Genomic DNA, 2,124 nt, shown 5'->3' with positions numbered 1-2,124 from the left:
GTCCGGGATCGGTGAACCGCCTGCGACGCAGGCGGACCTGACCCGTCCCGACGGCCGTCGGGAGCCCCTGACCCATCAAGTCGTCGGTCATGTCGCCGTTGCGCCCGCGACCGGCCGGATACGCCTCGGTGTGATCGACATCGGGTCGAACACCGTGCACCTGCTGGTGGTGGACGCCCATGTCGGCGGCCAGCCGCTGCCGGCTGCCAGCGTGAAGGTTCCACTTAGGCTTGTCGAGCTTCTCGACGGCGACGGAGCGCTCTCCGCCGAAGGTGAGCGGATCCTGACCGAATGCATCATTCAGATGAGCGTACGTGCCGACGAACTCGGCGTGGACGATCTTGTAGCGTTCGCCACCTCGGCGTTGCGGGACGCCGCCAACAGCGAGGCCGTCCTGGCCCGGCTGCGGACTGCCAGCGGCGTCGCCCTCGACGTCCTGCCGGGGCAGGACGAAGCCCGGCTGACTTTCCTGGCGGTGCGGCGCTGGTTCGGCTGGAGCGCCGGGCGCCTGCTTGCGCTCGACATCGGAGGCGGGTCCCTGGAGATCGCGGCCGGGATGCACGAGGACCCGGACGTCGTGTCCTCCCTGCCGCTGGGGGCGAGCCGGCTCAACCGTGACTGGTTCGCCAACGACCCGCCGAAGCGGTCCGAGGTCACGGCCCTGCGGCGGTACGTCCGGGCGCAGATCGCCCCGGTCGTCTCCAAGCTGTACGTGGTCGGCGAGCCCACCCGGGCGGTGGCGACGTCGAAGACCTTCCGCTCCCTGGCCCGCATCGCCGGTGCCGAACCCTACAGCCGCGGCCCATATGTCCGCCGGGTCCTGCGCCGGGACGCGCTGCGCGAGATATCCACGCGACTGTGCAAGATGTCCGCCGCCGAACGATGTGATCTGCCGGGGGCGTCGGCTGATCGCGCGGGCCAGCTGGCCGCCGGGTCCGTGGTCGCCTCCGAAGCCCTCGACCTGCTGAACCTGGATGAGGTCGAGATCTGCCCGTGGGCGCTTCGGGAAGGCATCATTTTGCGCAGGCTGGACTGGTTGACCTCCGCGTGACCCCGGCCGGTTCGCGCGAGGCGCCGGCCTGCGCGCTCAGGCACTACTCTGGAAGGATGTCCGAGGCGCCGACCCCAGCGCCGCGGCTCGGGGATGCCGAGGTCGCGGACAGCCGTGGCCCAGGTTTGCGGCAGCCGACAGCGGATTCCGCTGTTTCGCCCCGTGGCACCGCATACCCGACCTTGCTCACACCTCGTGGAAGCGGGCGGATCATCGCGCAGGTTCCTTCAGCCAAGATTGCATTGTCGACCGCGTCGACGTATCCGGAGTCGACGGCGGCGGCCTTTGAGATGGCTGCCCGGCTCGGCTATGACGGTGTCGAAATCATGGTGTGGACGGACCCGGTGAGTCAGGATCCGGAGGCTCTGCGGCGGCTTGTCGATTATCACGGCATTCCGATTTTGGCCATCCATTCCCCGTGCCTGCTGCTCACCCAGCGCGTGTGGGGGGTCGAACCGTGGGCGAAGTTGCAACGGGCCCGCACCGTCGCGGAGACGCTGCATGCACCGACCGTGGTCGTTCACCCACCGTTTCGTTGGCAGCGTGACTATGCCCGCGATTTCGTCGAGGGCATCGAAAGGATGGCGGGCGAGACGGCCGTCCGCTTCGCGGTCGAGAACATGTTCCCGTTGCGTGCCCGCGGGCGGGAGGTTTCCGCGTACGCGCCGGCCTGGTCACCCATGGGTGACGACTACCGGCACGTCACCCTGGACCTGTCGCACACGAGCGTGTCGCGCTCCGACGCGCTCGCCATGGCCGACGAGCTGGGCGAGCGACTGGTCCACGTGCACATGGCTGACGGGGTCGGGCTGGCCAAGGACGAGCACCTCGTGCCGGGACGCGGCAACCAGCCGTGCGCCGACCTGCTGGAACGGCTCGCGGCCCGGGGTTTCGACGGGACGGTGGTTGTGGAGATCAACACCCGGCGGGCGGAATCCCGGGCGCAGCGGGAGGCCGATCTCGCCGAGGCCCTGGCCTTCACCCGGCTCAATCTCGCGGCGGCCCCGGCGGCTGCGGGCGGTCGCGCACCCTGAGCCACGGCCAGGGGGTCACGGCCGGGGTCACGGTCGGGT

General features: G+C 69.9%; 2 protein-coding genes. Both read left to right on the top strand.

Annotated elements, in window-relative coordinates:
* Nucleotides 1-1,051 (top strand): Ppx/GppA phosphatase family protein (locus tag DD1DGNOD_RS23605; RefSeq protein WP_241255945.1); only part of this gene is annotated, 1,051 nt, incomplete at its 5' end.
* 56 nt (nucleotides 1,052-1,107) lie between these two features.
* Complete coding sequence (locus DD1DGNOD_RS23600; RefSeq protein WP_241255944.1) at nucleotides 1,108-2,085, top strand: sugar phosphate isomerase/epimerase family protein; 978 nt, start codon at nucleotides 1,108-1,110, stop codon at nucleotides 2,083-2,085.
* The last annotated feature ends 39 nt before the right edge of the window (nucleotides 2,086-2,124 follow it).

This window comes from Candidatus Protofrankia californiensis (assembly GCF_900634765.1).
GTDB classification, from domain to species: domain Bacteria; phylum Actinomycetota; class Actinomycetes; order Frankiales; family Frankiaceae; genus Protofrankia; species Protofrankia californiensis.
This window is presented reverse-complemented; position numbering and strand designations above follow the sequence as displayed.

Coding starts and splice junctions, on each gene's coding strand:
- DD1DGNOD_RS23600 (WP_241255944.1), top strand. CDS start 1,108: ATGTCCGAGGCGCCGACCCCAGCGCCGCGGCTCGGGGATGCCGAGGTC.